Annotated in this window: 17 protein-coding genes; 4 read left to right on the forward strand and 13 right to left on the reverse strand. The window is 62.6% G+C overall.

Features of this window, described 5'->3' with window-relative positions; all coding sequences use genetic code 11:
- From VF672_RS09385 to VF672_RS09430, 10 genes are all read right to left on the reverse strand, one after another.
- The coding region (locus VF672_RS09385) for a hypothetical protein (protein ID WP_331103971.1) at nt 1-219 on the reverse strand (219 nt) is incomplete at its 3' end.
- A complete protein-coding gene (locus VF672_RS09390) occupies nt 216-3,050 on the reverse strand; it encodes a type VI secretion system tip protein VgrG (RefSeq protein ID WP_331103973.1) in 2,835 nt (944 codons plus the stop codon). The genes VF672_RS09385 and VF672_RS09390, both read right to left, overlap by 4 nt.
- Before the next feature lie 385 nt (nt 3,051-3,435).
- On the reverse strand, nt 3,436-4,782 hold the full coding sequence (locus VF672_RS09395; RefSeq protein WP_331103975.1) for an APC family permease: 1,347 nt from the start codon (nt 4,780-4,782) through the stop codon (nt 3,436-3,438).
- Nucleotides 4,783-4,932: 150 nt separating this feature from the next.
- Entirely contained in the window at nt 4,933-5,160 is a 228-nt protein-coding gene (locus VF672_RS09400; protein WP_331103977.1) for a DUF2934 domain-containing protein, read from the reverse strand.
- 26 nt (nt 5,161-5,186) lie between these two features.
- Nucleotides 5,187-6,206 (reverse strand): SDR family NAD(P)-dependent oxidoreductase, encoded by a 1,020-nt coding sequence (locus VF672_RS09405; protein ID WP_331103979.1) that lies wholly within the window; start codon nt 6,204-6,206, stop codon nt 5,187-5,189.
- A gap of 92 nt (nt 6,207-6,298) precedes the next feature.
- Nucleotides 6,299-6,793, reverse strand: a complete 495-nt coding sequence (locus tag VF672_RS09410; protein ID WP_331103981.1) for a CinA family protein — start codon at nt 6,791-6,793, stop codon at nt 6,299-6,301.
- A gap of 132 nt (nt 6,794-6,925) precedes the next feature.
- Nucleotides 6,926-8,689, reverse strand: a complete 1,764-nt coding sequence (locus VF672_RS09415) for an ABC transporter ATP-binding protein (protein WP_331103983.1) — start codon at nt 8,687-8,689, stop codon at nt 6,926-6,928.
- Entirely contained in the window at nt 8,679-9,887 is a 1,209-nt protein-coding gene (locus VF672_RS09420; protein ID WP_331103985.1) for a family 1 glycosylhydrolase, read from the reverse strand. Before VF672_RS09420 ends, VF672_RS09415 begins: the two co-directional genes overlap by 11 nt.
- A complete protein-coding gene (gene glf, locus VF672_RS09425) occupies nt 9,884-11,074 on the reverse strand; it encodes a UDP-galactopyranose mutase (RefSeq protein ID WP_331103987.1) in 1,191 nt (396 codons plus the stop codon). The genes VF672_RS09420 and glf overlap by 4 nt, the downstream gene beginning before the upstream one ends.
- Entirely contained in the window at nt 11,062-12,231 is a 1,170-nt protein-coding gene (locus tag VF672_RS09430; protein ID WP_331103989.1) for a glycosyltransferase family 1 protein, read from the reverse strand. Before VF672_RS09430 ends, glf begins: the two co-directional genes overlap by 13 nt.
- 309 nt (nt 12,232-12,540) lie before the next feature.
- Between VF672_RS09430 and galE the strand changes: the two genes are divergently transcribed.
- Entirely contained in the window at nt 12,541-13,566 is a 1,026-nt protein-coding gene (galE, locus tag VF672_RS09435; protein WP_331103991.1) for a UDP-glucose 4-epimerase GalE, read from the forward strand.
- Between the two features lie 470 nt (nt 13,567-14,036).
- On the opposite strand, the gene VF672_RS09440 is transcribed toward galE, so the two are convergent.
- From VF672_RS09440 to VF672_RS09450, 3 genes are all read right to left on the reverse strand, one after another.
- The gene (locus VF672_RS09440; protein ID WP_331103993.1) at nt 14,037-14,261 is read right to left on the reverse strand and encodes a DUF6555 family protein; all 225 of its coding nucleotides are present in this window, start codon (nt 14,259-14,261) and stop codon (nt 14,037-14,039) included.
- Nucleotides 14,262-14,345: 84 nt separating this feature from the next.
- Nucleotides 14,346-15,128, reverse strand: a complete 783-nt coding sequence (locus VF672_RS09445) for an OBAP family protein (protein ID WP_331104002.1) — start codon at nt 15,126-15,128, stop codon at nt 14,346-14,348.
- 554 nt (nt 15,129-15,682) lie between these two features.
- A complete protein-coding gene (locus VF672_RS09450; RefSeq protein WP_331103995.1) occupies nt 15,683-15,994 on the reverse strand; it encodes a hypothetical protein in 312 nt (103 codons plus the stop codon).
- A gap of 260 nt (nt 15,995-16,254) precedes the next feature.
- On the opposite strand from VF672_RS09450, the gene VF672_RS09455 reads away from it, so the two are divergent.
- From VF672_RS09455 to cyoB, 3 genes are all read left to right on the forward strand, one after another.
- Nucleotides 16,255-16,545, forward strand: a complete 291-nt coding sequence (locus VF672_RS09455) for a metallothionein (protein ID WP_331104004.1) — start codon at nt 16,255-16,257, stop codon at nt 16,543-16,545.
- Between the two features lie 102 nt (nt 16,546-16,647).
- Complete coding sequence (gene cyoA, locus VF672_RS09460; protein WP_331103997.1) at nt 16,648-17,580, forward strand: ubiquinol oxidase subunit II; 933 nt, start codon at nt 16,648-16,650, stop codon at nt 17,578-17,580.
- A gap of 1 nt (nt 17,581) precedes the next feature.
- Complete coding sequence (gene cyoB / locus VF672_RS09465) at nt 17,582-19,558, forward strand: cytochrome o ubiquinol oxidase subunit I (RefSeq protein ID WP_331103999.1); 1,977 nt, start codon at nt 17,582-17,584, stop codon at nt 19,556-19,558.
- Nucleotides 19,559-19,639 lie beyond the last annotated feature (81 nt).

Here is a 19,639-nt window from a genome sequence, read left to right on the forward strand (position 1 = left end):
GTCATTCAGCGCATCGACCAGCGCCATGATGTTACCCACCACGGGCAAGAAACCCGCAGCGCTCTTGATCCGCTCAAGCGACACGACGCCGCCGCTGATGTCCTGCAGCCAGGCGTCAAAACTGGCCGCCCCTGCCCCGACATCCTCAAGCTGAATGAGATCAAGCGGAACGATCGCCACTTGGGGTTCGCGTTTTACAACCGCCTTTCCCGCACTCATGACAGCATCCCGCCGCCCAATGGGCCCGGAACTTCAAGCAAGTCCTCCGGCACTGCCGGCGTCGGCAGGCTCGGAAGTGTTCCCCTTTTGATCACGCGGCCGAGAAGGCCAGAGGCAACGGGCAAGAATGCACTCGCCAGCGCCGGCAAGCCGGGCAATCCCGCCTGCACGGCAGAGGTGACGACCTCGGCAACATCCCAGTTCTTGCTAGGCAGGGCGTCCGTCATGACCGCCTGCAACGGCGCGGGAACATCGCCCGCGCTCGGCGGCCTGAGTGGCCATTCGGGTTCGCCGATGTAACTGCTGTTTGCCCAGGTGTCCGCCGGGTCTTTGCCGAATGCGACCCTTCCAGGCCCTGGCGCAGCACCAGGAACCGCCGCGAAGCCCTTGGCGTCAAGCGAGCCTTCGAGCCGCTTGCCCAAGGCATCGATGACCTCGAACGTGCCCCCCTTGATGCCTTGCTGCCCCGCATACTGATTGAACAGCTCAAGGTCGCCCTCGCCCGGTTTCGGCGCCTCTGGAAAGACACCTGCCAGGTTTTTCGCCGACGTGTAAGCAAACTGGGCGGCATGGGCGGTGTAGGGGCCGGTCGTGACGTGGGTGATGCCGGCCGCGTTGTAAGTGGTGGCGCTGCCGCCGCCCTGAATCACCAATTCGGTTTTCGCGGTCAGGGTGATGCGTTCGGCGTTGGCGGTGATGTTGAGCTTGGCCAGCAAGTTGATGCTGTCCTTCAGCGCACGGACATCGATGTCACCGGACGCCGCGACCAGACGCCAACCGAGGCTCTGCACGAACAGGCGCATGCCTTGACTGGCGCTGGCCAGCAGCCGCTTGCCGACGGAAAGGCTGGTGTGCCCCGTGCTGCTCAATCCCAGGTGCTCGCCGGTGGCGATGTGGCTTGAGCCCGGCGTCGTCAGTGCGATGCCTGCCGGGCTGGCGAGCACCAGATGCGGTTCCGTGAATTCGGGAAATTCGTTGGCGCTTTGGTTGGCCGGGCCACTGCCGAGCACACCCTGATGCTGCGCGTGCAGGGCCTTGGCAACGTCATCCTGGTCGCCAGGTTCCTGGGCTTGCAGCGCCTTGGCCTGAATGGCAAAGCCGTCCTGCTGATCGGCCGCTGTTGCCAGCCGTTCAGCGGTTTCAGGCAGGTCCTTGTGGTGCTTCGACTCATTGGGTCGCGGCTCGGTGGTGATCAGCAGACCGGCCGCGGCGCGCACGGCACCGTGGCGGTCGGTGCGCAACTCGAAGCCTTCGCCACGGGCCTGGCCACCGGCGGGCCGTGGATGGGTCAGGTAGCCGAGGTTGATGGCGCTGGCGCCGTGATCGCTGCGCAGGGCAACGCTGATTTCACCGGTGGTGTCATCGATGCGCAGTTCGTTGGCGCGACCACCTTTGTATTCCTTGCTTTTGAGGGTCGCCAGGGTTTTGAAATCCGGCAGTTTGTAGGGCGGCAGATGCGCGCCGTGATACAGGCAACCGGTGATGAGCGGCTGGTCGGGATCGCCTTCGAGGAAGGTGATCAGCACCTCCATGCCAACGCGCGGCAGGTTGATGGCACCGAAGCTCTGGCTGGCCCAGTTCGACGCCACGCGCATCCAGCAGCTGGTCTTGTCGTTGTGCTGGCCTTCACGGTCCCAGAAAAACTGCACCTTCACCCGGCCATGCTGATCGCAGTAGATCTCTTCGCCTTCAGGTCCGGTGACCACGGCGCTTTGTGACCCTAGAACCTTGGGCTTCGGGTGCTCCAGCGGCGGCCGGAAATGAGCGTCCCACGGTGTGGCGCTGAAGCGGTTGCGATAGCCCTGATGGAAATCGCCTTTGAGGTCCGTCACGTCGCTGGGGATGGCTTCTTCAAGCACCTGCGGCTGCTTGCCCTCGTGGAAAACCTCGGTCAGCAGCCAGAGGTCGTTCCACACAGGGTTGGCGTGGCCGGTGAGCGCCAGGAAATGGCCGCTGACCAAGCGAGGCTGATCGCTGCTGCCTTCGGCCAGCCGGTAGTCGCTGCGATGGCGCTCAAGGGCGCGATTGGCCAGATGCCGGCCGCGCTCGCGATCAAGGAAGCGGCCCGGGTAATCGTAATCCTCCAGGTCCGGCATGGCCGCAGTGCTGGCGGTGCCTTCCAGCTGGAACCCGGGTTTGCTGAAGTCGTAGTCACGGCGCGTGGTGCGGCTGGTGCGGGTGTTCAGGCGCAGGCCGAAACGCTTGATGACCTGAGTGTCGGCAACCAGCCCGGTGTCCTGCTGATAGAGCACCGGCGCCAGCTTGGGGAAGACGGTCTGGTCGTCGCCGAACACCAACAGGTGCCCGGTAGCGCTGTGCTGGAAATGAAAGTGGATCCCCTCCTCTTCGCACAGGCGCTGGATGAAATGCAGGTCGGACTCGTCGTATTGAACGCAGTACACGCGCTCGGGGTAAGCAGCGCCGAGCTGGAATCGGTAATCGTTGGCAAGGATGCCGTGCTCTTCGAGCACCTGCTCAATGATCTGGCGGACCGTCATCTGCTGGAAAATCCGCTGATTGATCCGGTGCGCCAGGTAAGCCAGCTGTGGCCGCAGGGAAATCCGGTAACGGGTCAGGCGTTTACCGGCATCGCCCTGGGAGATGCTGTACGCCAGCCCGTGAACCCCGGTGCCGTCGTCGGCCAACTGCAAAAAGGTCTGGCCGTGCAGCAGGCTTTCAAGGTCCAGCGCAGGCTGTTCGCTGACCAGCTCCAGTTCGAACTCGAACGGTTGGTTGAGGCGCTCCTGGCCGGTGAAAGACAGCACTTGAAACAGAGTGTCCTGCCCGTTGAGGGTGAGGCTGAATTGAGCAAGATTGGCCGGTGCGAACATCCCGTGTTCCTTATGCGCTGCTGCGGCAGAGGTCGATGCGAAAGCGTGATCGACCGAGGTATCAAAGGCCGTGCCAGCGCTGGCACGGCCCCTCTGGAGCAAGGCGTTGCAGGGATTTGCAGCGGGTGCGGGGCGACGCGTCGGGATAAACCCGCCCCAATGTGCGCAGGAAGTTGCGCGCCCCTGCGCCAGTTTTCGCGCACTCCGCTGCGCGCCAAGCACAACGTGGCTTGGCGGGCGGCAAGCGGGCAATGGGTCACGACGGAGTGCGCAACTTCTTGCGCGTGATGGAGAGGTCCATCTACGAGACGTGAGGCGGTGGAAGGCGCTTCAGTTGTCGGCAGAAATCGGCGGCGTTGCACCGCCGATCTCATGTGGGGAGGGACTACTCGGCGTCGGCGTCCGCCAGGTGGGTATTGAACGCCGGCTGCGTCCCGCCTATCCGTGCCAGGAAATACAGCCCCACCCCGACCAGCATCAGCGCCCCGGCCCGCAGCCAGGTTTCCGCGCTCTGCTGGGTGAGCAGGATCAGGCACGACAGGATGGCCAGCACGGGCACCCAGGTCGGCACGCGGAAGTGGTCGGCATCGACGACGTCACGGCGCAACACCAGCACCGCCAGGTTGGTGCTGAGGAACACGAACAACAGCAGCAGGACCACGGTTTCCGCCAACGTCGCCAGCGAGCCCGTCAGCGTTAGCACAATCGCCACCACAGAGGTCGCGACGATGGCAACCCACGGCGTGCGACGTTCCGGCAGCACTTTCGACAACGCGTGGGGCAGCAGCCCCTGACAGGACATGCCGTATGCCAGACGGCTCGACATGATCATGGTCAGCAACGCGCCATTGGCCACGGCGACCAGGGCAATGAAGGCGAACAAGCGCGGAGGAATGCCCAGGTGCGACGCCTTGACCACTTCCAGAAGCGGTGCCGAGGAGTTGACCAGTTGCTCGATGGGCATCACGGCGGCGGCAGCGACGCCGACGCCCATGTAGATCGCCCCGGCGATCAACAGCGCCCCGAACAAAGCCCGGGGGTAGACGGTGCGCACATTGCGCACCTCCTCGGCCATGTTGGCTGACGTCTCAAAGCCCACGAACGAGTAGAACGCCAGCAACGCAGCGCCCAGCACCGCGTACGCGGGGTTGATGCCTTCCTTGAATTGCACGGCGCGTGACAGGTCCGCATCACCGGAGCGAAAGAACCAGATGGCCGACACGATCACCAACAACAGCCCCGACACTTCGATCAACGTCATCACCAGGTTGGCAGACAGCGACTCCTTGATGCCGCGCGCGTTGAGCAGCGCGATGACGACAAGAAAGATCAGAGCCACCACATGGGCCGGCAGGTCGATGAACGGCGCCATGTAGTCGCCGGCGAACGCCAGCGAAAGCCCCGCGGCGCTGGTGACGCCGGCAGCCAACATACAAAACCCCACCAGAAACGAGATCAACGGCGAGCGGAACGCTTTGCCGGCGAACACGGCGGACGCACCGGCATGGGGGTATTTGGTGACGAGTTCGGCGTAGGAACCGGCGGTCAGCATCGCGAAGCAGAGGGCGATGAGCAAAGGCACCCAAATCGCGCCGCCCACTTCACCGGCAATGGTGCCGGCCAGGGCATAGACGCCCGCGCCGAGGACGTCGCCGAGGATAAACAGCAACAACATGGGACCGGTGACAACGCGCTTGAGCGCCCTGCCCGGCTTTTTCTGGGGTGGATTCATGGTGTGCTCCGACAGTGCTGCGAGATCGCCAGGGGAAATTCCGAATCGCGGTTCGAGGGGACGACACAAGCGTCGCTCCCCATCGAAAGATCGACGCGGCCCGGAAAAATTCAACCCGATTGCACTGCACGGCGCGCCACGCCGTGCCGATTACGTTTGCGGATCGGCATTGGGCCCTTGCCGGGCCGGCATGTCCGGTATGCCGCTCTGGACGCTGCCGCTGACTGAGTCCAGCGTGTCGGCGGCCGCCGGCTGGCGCTCCTCGGACTCAAGCTGCTCGCGGGCCTGGCGCCAGTGGTCGTGCTCGGCTCCGTCCCGGCGACCGTCGAGCTCCCAGAGCTCGTAGGCGCGTTCACGGATCTTGCTGTCAGTGGTCATGGTCTTGCCCTCTGTCTGCGCATTGATTATTGAGTTGCGTCGTGTTGCTCACCTTGCCGCTGCATCCGCTCGCGGACGCCGCCTGAGACTCCCTGCCCTTCTTCCATGGGCACATGGAGGTTCCCGGCGCTCGCGGGCGCTGCGGGGTTCATGTCCACCTCGGCTGCCTGCACCGCATGCCGGGAGATCGCGTCGCTGACGTCCGGGGCAAGGCGATGGCTCCAGTACGCCAGCTTGGCCTTGTAGCCCACCGTAATTTCCTGCTGCGGATGAAGGAGCGCGCGAACGATGGTGTTGACTGGTTTTTCCGGTCCGTCGAGTGTCGGCAGTTGCGGTTGATGGCCGGTGTAGTTGGCGGCGTGGTCCCAGATTGGCGTATCGATGGCCCACGGCATCACCGTCACCACCCGGATGCCGCGCTCCTTGGTCAGGCGCAGTTCCTGATTCAGCACGCGGCCCAGCATGAGCACACCGGCTTTCGACGCTGAGTAGGACGACTGATAGGTGTGCGGCACTTCGCTGTCGATAGACGCGACGTTGATCAGTACGCCGGCGCCCTGCGTTCGAAACTGCTTGATCGCCAGGTAGCTGCCCGTCAGCGTGCCCTTGAGGTTGATGTCGAGCAGGCGCTGGTGGTCTTCAAGGGGGATGTCTTCAAAGCGGCCCGTGGCCATGACCGCAGCGTTGTTGATCCAGCCGTCGATGCGACCGAAACGCTCAAGCGTGGCGTGCAGCAAGTGCTGCATGTCTTCCGTGCGGGAGATGTCGGTGGTGACCACCAACGGTGTGCCGCCGGCCACGACAATTTCTCGGGCCAGGCTTTCAAGCGCCTTGGTGCGGCGCGCCGCCAGCACCACGTTGGCCCCGCTGCGACCCAGCTGCAGCGCCACCCCGCGGCCGATGCCACTCGACGCACCGGTGACAACGAACGTCTTGCCGGCGAGTTGGTTGCGCTCGCTGTCGGTCAGGCCGCGGGCGGCACAACCGGATAACAGCAAGAGTGCTGCAGGGATGGCTAACAACAGTAAAAAAGGGGGCGTTCGCATCGCATTCTTCCGAGTGAGGGTCCTTAAGGGATGACTCGGCGGCGCGGGCTAAGGTCGTCCGCAGCCGTTTACCGGGCGATGAATGGTCGTCGTCAGTGCCGCGTCCCCACCAGTTGCCGATGGAACACCGGGACCTGTTCCAACGCATACACGGCCGCCTGATCTTGCACCGACTCCCGGTCACCGGAGAACAGGTGCTGATGGGTGAAGATGCGCAACTGTTCCTGATCGATGAAGCCCCACGCAAAGCAGACCGTCCCTGCGGGGATGCCGTCCATGTCGTCAGGCCCGCACACGCCGGTGGTGGCGACCGCAACGGTGGCCGGACTGTCGCGCAACGCACCGGCGGCCATCTCCTCGGCCACTTCGACGCTGGTGAGGTTGTAGCGCTCGATGGTATCGGGGCTGACGCCAAGCAGGCGTTGCTTGGCCTCGGGTGAATACACCACGTAGCCGCATTCGATCAGCGAGCCGCTGCCGGGCACCTTCGCCAGCAACGCCATGATTGCGCCGGCGGTGCAGGATTCGGCGGTGGCCAGCATCAAGGAATGGTCGCGTAGATAGTCCAGGACGGATTCGGCAGACATCGTTGAGACTCCTTTTTTAGAGACGTTGAAAATCCTCGGGTGACGTTTATCTGGAACCCGCCCGGGTCGACGGGTTGCGACGCCGTGACATTGGGCGGATGAAAGGCATGGGCACCAACGGCCCGGCCTCGTTCAGGTGTGCGCGCCCATGCTCTGAAGCTGCCACAGGGTGCGGAACTGACCCGGCGCCTCACGCAGCATCTGCGGCGGGCCGTCCTGAATCAGCCGGCCTGACTCAAGCACCAGCACCCGGTCGAAACCGGAAATGGTCGACAACCGGTGCGCCACCGCCAGCACCGTACGTCCACGCATGAGATCGGCCAGGGCGCGCTGGATGATGGCTTCGGAGTCGGAGTCCAGCGCCGAAGTCGCTTCGTCGAGGATCAAAATCGGCGCGTCCTTCAGAAATGCACGTGCCAGCCCGAGGCGCTGGCGCTGGCCGCCCGACAGCATGACGCCGCGCTCGCCCACTTGGGTTCGATAGCCCAGGGGCAGTGCGCGGATGAACTCGTCGCAATACGCTTGGTGCGCGGCACCCACGATCTGCTCCTCACTGGCGTGGGGCGAGCCGTAGCCGATGTTTTCCAGAATGGTGCGATTGAACAGCGCCGGCTCCTGGGGCACCACGGCGATCTGCCGTCGCAGGCTGTCCTGACTCACCGAACGGATATCGCGCCCGTCAATCAGGATGGCGCCGCTGGTCACGTCATCCAGCCGCTGCAGCAGGCTGATCAATGTGGATTTACCCGAGCCGGACGCGCCGACGATACCGACGCTTTGCCCGGCAGGGATGTCCACGCGCAAGTGCTTGAACACCTGCACGCCGCCAGGGTAGCTATAGCCCACGTCAACCAGCTGAATGTGCCCAAGGGGCGGGGCCAGTTCTTCGCGCGAATCACTGAGGGCATGGGGCTGGGCGACGATGTTCAGGGTTTCGGCGATCACGCCCATCTGCTGGGAAGTGTCCACCAGCGCCAGGGCCAGATCCCGCGAGCCGTGCAGGATGCGGAACGTCAGCGCGCTGACCATGACCACGTCACCCGGGGTAATCCGAGCATCCAGCCACAGCAAGATGGCCCAACCGAGCATGCCGCCCGCCATGACGGACAGGCAAATGTCATGCAGCACCCGGGCTTTTTCCAGGTAGATCCAGCTACGCCGCTGCGCTCTCGCCTCCACACCGATTTCACGCTCGAGCCGAGCGCGTTCACGCTCGCGCCCGGAGAACGCCTTGATGGTCCAGACGTTCGACACCAGGTCGACGATTTCGCCGCCCACCCGCGCCGACTGCGACGCGAAATCGATGTGCCGTGTGCGCCCGCGGATGCCGATCACGGTGATCAGCCCAGCGACCATCAGCACGCACACGATCAGCGCGAAAGCCATGGACAACTTTACGGTGCACAAAACCACCACCGCACCGACAAAATCCACGCAAGGGGGGATGATCTTCCAGGCCAGCCCGCCGTAAATGGAACCCGCCGCCGCGCCGGCGGAGGACACCCTATTGGCCAGCGCCCCGGCGAAGTGCTCGGTGAAGTAGCGCATCGGGTGACCGGTCAGGTGGGTGAACAGGTCGATGCGCAGGTCCGCGCAACTGCCGACCACGGTACGGCACCCCAGCCACCCGCCGAGGCGCCAGAACACGTTCTCGCTGACGATCAGGGCCAGGAACAGCGCGAACGGTCGCCAGACATGGCTGACGTTTTCCCGGCCGGCGGCCATGGCGTCCACCAGCAGCTTCATGCCGTATTGCACCGCCACCGCGCACCCTGCGGCGCCAATCACCAGCAGCAGCATGACGAAGAAATGCCACGGGCGAACCCGCACGTAACGCCACAGAAACGCGATGGGCGTCAGTGGCAGCGGACGCTCGCGCCAACGGTCATTTTTCATGCACCACTCCGGCCGTCTCCCGGCTTGAGGCGTGATGCGCCCGCGCCTGCAGACGCTGGTGCAGCGCTTGCACTTTAAGGTGCAACGGGTGAAAAGCGGCGCGTTTGCCTTCACCGTCGGGATAGCCGAACAACCCGGTCGGGCAATAGCGGCCATCGTCCCAGCCGGGGTAGTCCAGGAACGGATACCAGCAGACGCCTTCCATGGGCACACCTCGGTCCAGCGCCAGCATCACTTGATCGACGGCGTAGTTGAACCAGGGCACGCGGTCCTCGTCTTCGCAGCCTGTCTCGGACAGTAGAATTGGCCGCTGGTAGCGCTGATGCAGCTCCTTGAGCATGCCGGCCAGCGGACGGTATTCCGCGCTGCCGCGGGGAATCGTGGCGCCACCGAGTACCCACTGGTTATGCGGGTAGAAGTTGGCGCCGATGATGTCCAGGTAGGCTTCCTGCCCGCCCAGCCCCGGCCACTGCCGCCCGGCCAGCATATCCCAGGCTTCGAACTGGGCCATTCGGTAACGTTCGGCGGCTTCCTGTTCCTCGGCCCTCCGGGAACCGGACACCACATTGATCAACGGATCACACTGGACGAACCGCGCCGCCGGGCTGACCTCGCGGACCGCTTCAATGGCGGCAATGCTCGCCCTCACCAACTGATGCTTGAGTTCGAGCCCGCGCCCGTGAGCCCCGGGATTGAAGTAGCCGACATCGCCCCCGGCCCAGCTCCAGAACGAGATCTCGTTGATGGGCGCGTAGAACGGCACCTCCTCGCCCTCTTCGCGCATCAGCCTGGCGACCGCGCCGGCGAAGCGGGCAAAACGCTCCACGAACGCCGGACGCCAGATGTCTACATCGTCGGGGTAGCCGTAGTGGCACAGGTCCCAGATCACCTGGATGCCATGCTGCCGGGCCGCGCGCAGCATGGGCAGAAAACTGCTCCAGTCGTAGTGACCCGGGCGGCTTTCGATCAGGTGCCAGCGCAGGCCATCCCGCGCGCAGCGGATGCCAAGGCCGCCAAGCTGCGCGTAATCGGCGTCGACCCATTTCGCGTGTCCGGTCGAAGCCAGCAGGTCCAGACGCGCGCCGTCCCGGCGCCGCTGACTGGAACACTCGTAGCCGGCCATCAGGAAGCTCTTGAACACGGCGTGATTATCTACAGACCCATGGCTGCCGTCCCAGCGGCGCTGCGGCACCGTCATGATGCTGCAGCTCCGGCGGCCTCGGGCGCGAGCACATGGCCCTCCTCGATACGTTGATACAACGCCAGCGCCTGACCGACGACCTGGTCCATGTTGTAGTACTTGTAGGTGCCCAGCCGCCCGAGGAAGGTGACATTCGCCGTCTCGTCGGCCAGCGCCTTGTAACGCTTGTACAGCTCGGCGTTCTCCGGGCGCGGCACCGGGTAATACGGGTCGCCGTCGTCGCAAGGGAACTCGTAACTGATGCTGGTCAGCGCATGGGTCTGGCCAGTGAGGTGCTTGTATTCAGTGATGCGCGTGTACGGCACGCTCTGGTCGGGGAAGTTGACGACCGCCACCGGCTGATACTGGGCCTGCTGCACCGTCTCGTGCTGGAAGCGCAGCGAGCGGTAAGGCAAATGGCCGAAGCGAAAATCGTAGTATTCATCGATCGGCCCGCAGTAAATCAGGTGACGGTGAGCGATCGATTCACGCACTTGCTCGAAATCGGTGTTCAGCAGGACGTCGATGTTCGGGTGATCAAGCATCCGCTCGAACATATGCGTATAGCCGTCCCGCGGCATCATCTGGAAAGTGTCGGTGAAGTAGCGGTCGTCTTCGCTGGTGCGCGTGGGGATGCGAGAGGTCACGGACTTGTCCAGATCGCTTGGGTCCAGGCCCCACTGCTTGCGCGTGTAACCGCGGAAAAACTTCTCGTACAGTTCCCGGCCGATCTGATTGATGACCACATCTTCAGACGTGCGGATGGTCGACACCGGCTCGGCTCGCTCGGCCAGGAACACCTCGGCCTCTTCGGACGTCATCGATAGCCCATAGAGCGTGTTGAGCGTGGTCAGGTTGATCGGAATCGGCACCAGGTGCTCGTCCACCCTCGCCAGCACACGGTGCTCATAGGGCCGCCACTCGGTGAACTGCGAGAGGTAATCAACGATGCGTTGGGCATTGGTGTGGAAAATGTGCGGCCCGTACCGGTGCACCATCACGCCGGCCTCGTCCAGATGGTCATACGCGTTGCCGCCGATGTGCTCGCGACGGTCGATCAGTAGGACCTTCTTGCCCAAGCCTGCAGCGAGGCGTTCGGCGATCACGCTGCCGGCGAAACCGGCGCCGACGATGAGGTAGTCATAGCCGCCCCGGGCGGCACGCGAGGAGGCGCTGATCGCCTGTTCAATGGTTACCTGAGGCATTCGATCTGCTCCTTCATGAAACGGCTGGTTTTGTCCCAAGACATGCCGTCAAGGGCGGCGTCGGCGCTGCGTAGAAACTCGGCTGTGCCCTTCTGGCCCAACGCGGCCTCGATGGCGGCGACAAACGCATCGGCGGTGTCGGCAATCGTCACGGCGCCGCTTTGCCCGTAGCCGCGAATGACGTCGTGGATAGGCGTTGAGACCACCGGGCAGCCCCCGGCCAGGTACTCGGGCGTTTTGGTCGGGCTGATGAACCGCGTGGATTCGTTGATCGCAAACGGCATCAAGGCGACGTCCCAGCCAGCCAGGTACGCCGGCAGCTCTTCATAACGCTTGCCACCCAGGTAATGGATGTTCGGCAGACGCGGCAGCGTTGCCGGATCGATCTTGACCACCGGGCCGATGAGCACCAGTTGCCAGTTCGGACGCTGGGCGGCGAGTTTCTCCACCAGGTCAATGTCGAAACGCTCGTCGATCACACCAAAGAAACCGAGCCGTGGCTGGGCGATGGCGCCCTGGTCGGCGGGTTCGGCCAGACCTTGCCGCGCGGCGGCGAAATGCGCGATGTCGACGCTACTCGGCACCGGGTGCGCGTTGTCATGCTGCCGCTGCTTGGCCTCCCACAAGCTGTAGCCACCGGTGAACACAACGTCGGCGCGTGCCATCAGCTGGCGCTCCATGTCCACCAGACGCGGCGGCGCACCCCGGAATGCCGAGAGCTCATCCATACAGTCGAAGATCGTCACCGCGCCTTTCAAGTGGTCAGTGAACGCCAGGCTCATCGGCGTGAGGTACCACAACAACAGCTGCTCGCTGCCACGTGCCTGCAGCAACTCGTCGATCAAGGCGCGTTGCGCATCAGCCACCTGTTTTTCGTCCAGGCCGTGGGCCAGGCGCGGTACGACAACCTCGATGCCCGGCGCCGGTTGCGAATGATCCAGATGGGGCGTTGCGCCGTCTGCGAAGACCGGTTCCTCAAAAAAGATCACGTCGTAGTCCCGCGCCAGCCGCGACATCACATGCTGCGGACGTTGGTAGACAAAGCCCCAGCGCAGGTGCGAAAGGCACAACAGGGTCGGACGGATTTGCTGGCGCGGCTGGAGCGGGCTGTCGATGGTGACGGCGGTTAGCGAGTCAGGCTGCTCGGCAAGATTCATGGTGTCTTCCTTCTGAAGGGGTCTGGTGATGAGCCATCACATCCTTGGCTTTCACGGCTAAGGGCGCGCGTCAGTCAGCAATTGAGTGCGCTACCCACAGAACTTGGAAGTCGTCATCGCAGCGGCCGTTCATCCCGCCCCGACGATTACCGATGAACAGCATGTACCGGTGGTACAACGCGTTTGAACTCCGCGACTTCTCCACGCCCATAACTCTGACAGACACAGGTTTGCGTCGGCGGATTTCGGTCCGGCAAGCCCATCAAGGGAGGTCCGGCCACAGGGTGCCGGCGTGTTCGGGGGTTACACATGATTCTGATAACAGGCGGTGCAGGCTACATCGGGGCGCACGTGGCGCTGGAGCTGATGAACCAGGGCGATGACGTGTTGATTCTGGATAACCTCTGTAACAGCTACCGCTCGACACTGGATCGTATCGCCGCCCTGACCGGCCGGCGTCCGGGGTTTATCCAGGGCGATGTGCGCAATCGGGGGTTGCTGGACACGGTGTTCGCTGAGTATCCCATCGAGGCCGTCATTCATTGTGCTGGCCTGAAAGCCGTGGGCGAAAGCGTGCGCGAGCCCCTGCGCTATTACGACACTAATGTAGGCGGCACCGTGACGCTGTGTCAGGCCATGGCCCATGCCGGGGTGTTCACGCTGCTGTTCAGTTCATCGGCGACGGTGTACGGCGACTGCGCGACCATGCCGATCGATGAGTCGTGCGCCACCGGGCAGCCCACCAATCCCTACGGCCAATCCAAGCTGATGGCCGAGAACGTCATGAACAGCATGGTGTGCTCGAACCCGTCCTGGTCGGTGGGTCTGTTGCGTTATTTCAATCCGATCGGCGCGCACAGCTCAGGCCTGCTGGGCGAAGCACCCACCAGCACGCCGAACAATCTGCTGCCTTACCTGCTTCAAGTGGCCAGCGGGCAGCGCGCGGCGCTCAGCGTGTTTGGCCGTGACTACGACACGCCGGACGGCACCGGGGTGCGTGACTACATTCACGTCGTCGACCTGGCTGAAGGTCACGTCAAGGCACTGGACGCGCTGCGTCATCAGCACGGTGTGCAGATCTGGAACCTGGGGACGGGGCTGGGCTATTCGGTGCTGGAGGTGGTGCGCGCGTTTGAAAAAGTATCCGGGGTCCGGGTGCCGCTGGTGTTTGAAGGGCGCCGCGCCGGGGACATCGCCCGCTGCTGGGCAAACCCTGAGAAGGCAATGAGCGAACTGGGCTGGAGCGCGCGACGTTCGCTGGAACGCATGCTGGCCGATGCCTGGCGCTGGGAATGCCACTTGCACGAGGACGAAGCCACGACGCTGGTCAGCTGAACCAAATCCCGCGGGCGAAAGCCGATCCTGCAAAGTGTAGGCATTCGTGGGGCTGGCTTTAGCCGTGAATGGCCAGTTATCGCCATTTGCGGGACCGGCTTTAGCCGGGAATGGCCTGGGTGGGCGACCTGGATTTTGCGGCGTGACCACTGACGCCTTCCCGGCTGAAGCCGGTCCTACAGAGAGTACGCGCTCGTGGGACCGGCTTTAGCCGGGAATGGCCTGGGTGGGCGACCTGGATTTTGCGGCGTGACCACTGACGCCTTCCCGGCTAAAGCCGGTCCTACAGAGAGTACGCGTTCGTGGGATCGGCTTTAGCCGGGAATGGCCTGGGTGGGCAACCTGGATTTTGCGGCGTGACCACTGACGCCTTCCCGGCTGAAGCCGGTCCCACAGAGAGTGCGCGTTCGTGGGACCGGCATTAGCCGGGAATGGCCTGTTGCGAAACAGGCCGAAATGCGAAAGGGGGGCTAGGCGGGCTTCCAGGTCACGGCATCGATGCCGAGCCGTTCGGCCTTGGGTTTTGACAGCTTGATCGTCCTGTCACACCGGTATTTGGGGATGTCCGCTACGCCGGCGTCGACGGAAGCCCAGTGCCACGCCTCCGCGTTGTCCATTTGCTTGGCACACACGTAGAACCAACGTGGTTTGCCATGGAAGAGGTACTCAATCCGGTAGTGTTGGGTATGTTGCATGATCTTAATCTCGTACAAGGTCAACTTCGTAGTGTGGTTTCCATGGGTGGACGACTGACTCACCGGTCTGGGGGTCGCTGCGGATCAGGGATCGGCCTGGGATGAAGCGGAGCGGCTGTTGGTAGCCGACGGCGTGGGTGTACGGGGTTGCATGATGTGTTCACGCCCGGTGGGGTCGCGCAACTGCACCGCATCGCCCTGTCGCCAGGCGTCGGCGCCCTTGAGCACCGGCTGGACGCTGATGTCTGCGCGCTCGGCACGTTTTTGGGCCGTGTCGATGCCCATGCGGCGGTTGCGTTGTTCGACCATCGCCGGGTCTGCCTGACCGTCGGCAGTGAACCCCATCATCAACTGCGGCACGCCCAGGGGCAGCTGCTTGTCCTGGTCGGTGTGCCAGGTGTGCCAGGTCTTGCCGTAGGTGTTCGCCAGCTTGACCATCAAGGCGTGTTCGGCCGTGGCGGGAATGCCCGGCGCAACCAGTTGCCCCGACTTCACCTCATGGGCATGGCTGTGCCACAGACGCTTCTCACCGGCCGGTAACTGCGCAAAGAGTTCCGGACTGATGATGTACTCGACGCCCATCAATTTGGCGTCCGCGACATTGCCGTCGTAGATCACGCATTGAATGAACGACTCGCTGAGCACCGAGCAGTAGTGGTGCGCTTCCATCTGTACATCGGGATGACCGTTGTAGAAATGAAACCCGTCCAGGTACGCATTAAGCGCGTCAATGGGCGGGCGCGATTGCAGCGCGGCAGCGCCAGCGTCTAGCGCGCTTAACGTCGCACTGGTCGGCTGGCCGGGATTCGGCACGTTGGAATGGGTGGCGTCGCTGGCGCAGCCCTGAAGTGCTGCGCACATCAGCATCACCGATGCTGCACGTTTTGAAGGTAGACACGCGCTCCCGTCGGGGCGCATGCGTTCAGGGGATAACCGCATGAGAAGTCTCCATCGTTGGGGCCTTAAGCTTTCAAGGGCGGCTTCGTGCCGCGTACATAACAGTGGCGGTACCCGGTATCAAGTAGACGCTTCAACACAGGCGCTATCGAGCGCGTAAAAAAGTGACCCTGAAAAAATCCGGATTGTTCATCAAGAATTTATTATTTCGGGATGAACGGTTTGATAGGCAGTGCATCGATTACGACAACTAACGCGCTGAACCTCGGCGAATGTATTCAGACGGATAGGTCATTGCTGACAAACACGATCCGCGACGGGGCCTGCCCACTGCAGAGCCCTTGCTGATCGAATCGTTGAAGCACACTCGAAAGGTTAGTTAATGCGAAGCAAAGCCGGACGCCTAGTTGATGTTAGTGCGCCATTACGCAGGGTAAATCCAACTCGTTGAGAAGCAGCTTCGCGACAAAGTGCAGCGGGACCTTTTGAAACAGGTCCCTGCTGCCCTCCCCGCTGCGCCCTCGCTAATCAGCCTTGAGCTGACCTGAATCGGCACAGGGAAGGCGCCCGGATTCGCCGCCGGCGATACGCTCAGCCTGGTCGCGCCCCCGTTGCAGAGCGTCCTCCACCGTCCACTCCGCGACCGGCAGCGACTCCATTCGCTCGACGACCCGCTCCCCGTCCGCCGCGTAAACGCACACCAGGACCTCTACAACATCGCCGTTTTCCCGGGACCGTACTTCCAGCTGACAGCCGTTCTCCGCCGCTTCGCTGTAGCACTCGTCGGGCAGTGCCTGTTGCGCCCAGTTGTTATAAACATTGCCGCGCTTAAACATGAAAGTACTCCTTGCGCCAGTGGAATTACTTTGAAACTTACTGCACTGAGTCAAGCACCGTAAAATGATTCAAGCAACGGGCGCGAACGGCGAAACTCAACTAAGACCTGACGCCTTGGCCGCTTCGTTAGTTGTGCCGTTCGTCACCCGTTCCCGGGCGACGCTAAACCATCCTGTCAACGCTCATTCCAACCGATTAATCGCTGTCACCTCGCGTCAGCACCTCTTTACTCAGTTGTATGACTACATAGGGGATGAATATGGTCTCGCCTGTTAGCTCCGGCCAATTTAGTTCCGGTCAATTTAGTGCCAGCCAATGCGCGTGTCCCGATTGCACATGCGACGTGGCACCGGAGAACCGTTTCGAACGTGACAACCAGGGTTACTGCAGCCTGGCCTGCGCCGACGGACACCCGGCGGGTGCGCCCTGCCCTGATCAATCGTGCCATTGCGAAGAGGCGGCTCAGGGCCAAAAGCGCAGCGTCAGCGAGCCGCAACTTGACGAGGCGGTGGCAGAAAGCTTCCCGGCAAGCGATCCGATTTCGCCGTGACACTTAACGGAAAACGGGCGCGTTGCGCCGGGATTAAAAAACGCATTCAAGAGGGTGCGCCGGACGGCGCATCGCCAGGGTCAACCGCAAGGAGTTGAGCGCATGGGAACCATCAGGCGCTGTTTGTTCATCGGGTTACCGGCACTTTTGTTGTCCGGCTGCAATTTGATCGTATTCAACCCGAAAGGCCAGGTCGCCATCGACGAGCGCAACCTGATCATTCTCGCCACGGCGCTGATGTTGCTGGTGGTCATCCCGGTCATCGTCATGATGTTCCTGTTCGCCTATCGCTACCGGGCGACGAACAAGACGGCCGACTACAAGCCGCGCTGGGCGAGCTCGCACAAAATCGAAGCCGTGGTCTGGGGCGTACCGCTGGTGATTGTCATCATTCTGGGCATCGTGACCTGGATCACTACCCACGCGCTTGACCCGTACCGACCGCTCGACTCCGATGTCCCGCCGGTCAACGTGCAGGTCGTCGCCACGGACTGGAAATGGCTGTTCATTTACCCGGACCTGGGCATCGCGACGGTCAACGAGCTGGCCCTGCCCGTGCACACACCGGTCAGTTTCACCATTACGTCGGACGCCGCGATGACGTCGTTTTTCATCCCGGCGCTGGGTGGGCAGATCTACGCCATGGCCGGCATGCAGACCAAACTTCACCTGATTGCCAACGAAACCGGGGAGTTCCGCGGTATCGCCGCCAACTATAACGGCGAGGGTTTTTCCGACATGCATTTCAGCACGTTGTCGACCACCCCGGCCGACTTCGACGCCTGGGTCGCCAAAGTCAAAGCCTCAGGGCAGACCCTTGACCGCCCGCGCTACGCGGAACTGGCCAAGCCCACCATCGGCCACCGCATCGAGTACTTCGCCAACGTGGATCAGGCGCTGTTCATGTCCATCGTCGACAAATACGAGGGCATGAACAAAGGCAAACCACCCGCCAAGGGCGAAGCCCGGGCCGAGCCGCGCGGTGTTCAGACCGACGCCATGGCCACTCAAGACACGATGACAAAGGAGCGTTGAGATGTTCGGGAAATTGACCTGGGAAGCGATTCCTACCGGCGAGCCCATCGTGATGTATACGCTGGCGATCGTCATGTTGATTGGCGGTGGCGGCGTCGCATGGATCACCCTCAAAGGCAGCTGGGGCTATCTCTGGCGAGAGTGGTTCACCTCGGTTGACCACAAGAAAATCGGCTGCATGTACATCATCGTTGCGCTGGTCATGCTCCTGCGCGGATTCTCCGACGCCATCATGATGCGCACCCAGCAGGCGCTGGCCTCCGATGGCAGCCCGGGTTACCTGCCGCCGGAACATTACGATCAGATCTTCACCGCCCACGGCGTCATCATGATTTTCTTCATGGCGATGCCCTTTGTCGTCGGCTTGATGAACGTCATTGTGCCGTTGCAGATCGGCGCTCGTGACGTGGCGTTTCCGTTCCTCAATGCGTTGAGCTTCTGGCTGTTCGTGGTGGGCGCGCTGCTGGTCAACGTGTCCCTGGGGGTCGGCGAGTTTGCGCGCACCGGCTGGGTGGCCTATCCACCGTTATCGGAGCTGGGGTACAGCCCGGGGGTGGGAGTCGATTACTACATCTGGTCGCTGCAGATATCAGGGATAGGGACGTTGCTGACGGGGGTGAACTTCTTCGTCACCATCCTCAAGATGCGCACCCAGGGCATGACCCTGTTCAAGATGCCGATCTTCACCTGGACCTCGCTGTGTACGTCCGTGCTGATCCTTGCCGCCTTCCCTATTCTGACCGCGACGTTGTTCATGCTGACGGTCGACCGCTACCTGGGGATGCATTTCTTCACCAACGAAGCCGGCGGCAACCCCATGATGTACGTGAACCTGATCTGGGCGTGGGGGCATCCGGAGGTGTACATCCTGATCCTGCCGGCGTTCGGGATCTTCTCGGAAATCGCCGCCACGTTCAGTCGCAAACGGCTGTTCGGCTACGTGTCGCTGGTGTGGGCGACCATCGTGATCACGGTTCTGTCCTTCATCGTGTGGCTGCACCACTTCTTCACCATGGGCGCGGGGGGCAACGTCAACGCCTTCTTCGGCATCATGACGATGATCATCGCCGTGCCTACCGGGGTGAAAATCTTCACGTGGCTGTTCACCATGTACAAAGGTCGCATCCGCTTTGAAACGCCGATGCTATGGACGCTGGGGTTCATCGTGACCTTCAGTATCGGCGGCATGACCGGCGTGTTGCTGGCGGTCCCCGGCGCCGACTTCATGCTGCATAACAGCCTGTTCCTGATCGCGCATTTCCATAACGTCATCATCGGCGGCGCGGTGTTCGGCTACATGGCCGGCCTGACCTACTGGTTCCCGAAAATGTTCGGCTTCAGGCTCAACGACAAGCTCGGGCGCATTGCCTTCTGGTGCTGGCTGGTGGGCTTCTACCTGGCGTTCATGCCCTCCTACATCCTCGGTTTCATGGGCATGACCCGCCGCTTGAATCACTTTGATAACCCCGAATGGCGGCCTTGGCTGATGGTCGAGCTGGTCGGCGTTACCGTGATCCTCTGCGGCGTCGCCACTCAGGCGCTGCAGCTGTTCATCAGTACCCGCAATCGCCGCGCCTACGCCGACAAGACCGGCGACCCGTGGGACGGGCGCACGCTGGAGTGGGCAACCGCTTCGCCGGCGCCGTTTTATAACTTCGCCGAGCAGCCCAAGGTCGATGATCTGGACGCGTACTGGGGCATGAAGGAGCGTGGTGTGAGCACCTTGAACCACACCGATTACCGGCAGATTCACATGCCACGCAACACGGCAGCAGGCTTGGTGATGAGCGGGTTCGCCTTCGTCTGCAGTTTTGCCCTGGTGTGGCACATCTGGTGGCTGGCGATCATCACCCTGATCGCCACGGTGGTGACGCTGATCGTGCGAAGCATGGACGAAGACACCGACTATTTCGTCTCCGCGCAAGAAGTGGCGCGGACCGAACAGGCACGACTCAATCAACTGGCGGAGGCGCAATAATGTCGAACAGTGTGCTGGACCATGACATTGCCCACAGCCATGAGCAGGGGCATGAAGACGCCGGATCGATGACCGTATTCG

Source organism: Pseudomonas sp. (genome assembly GCF_036387035.1).
GTDB lineage: Bacteria > Pseudomonadota > Gammaproteobacteria > Pseudomonadales > Pseudomonadaceae > Aquipseudomonas.